Consider the following 278-nt stretch of genomic DNA (forward strand, 5'->3'; position numbering starts at 1 on the left):
CCGATGCGCCGTCGTTCGCCCATGCCGGGCTCCTCTCGGTTCGCGGTGTCGCGCCACCTGGCTCAGGGCCGGGCGGCGAAGCGCTCGATGAGCTCCACGTGCCCGGCCACGATCAGGGTGTCGCGCGCGGTCACGGTGGTGTCGGGGGTGGCGTAGCTGAAGTCGTCTCCCGGCGCCTTCACGCCCACGACCGTCACGCCGTACTTGGCGCGCACATCCGCCTGGGCCAGCGTGAATCCCTGGGTCTCGCGCGGCGGGTGCATCTTGACGATCGCGAA

The 278-nt window shown here is 71.2% G+C and carries 1 protein-coding gene; it reads right to left on the reverse strand.

Annotated elements, in window-relative coordinates:
• Positions 1-62 precede the first annotated feature (62 nt).
• The coding region (locus tag IG178_RS25105; protein WP_193215284.1) for a cation:proton antiporter regulatory subunit at positions 63-278 on the reverse strand (216 nt) is incomplete at its 5' end.

The sequence above is a fragment of the Neoluteolibacter marinus genome, from assembly GCF_014904755.1.
Lineage (GTDB): Bacteria > Verrucomicrobiota > Verrucomicrobiia > Verrucomicrobiales > Akkermansiaceae > Haloferula > Haloferula marina.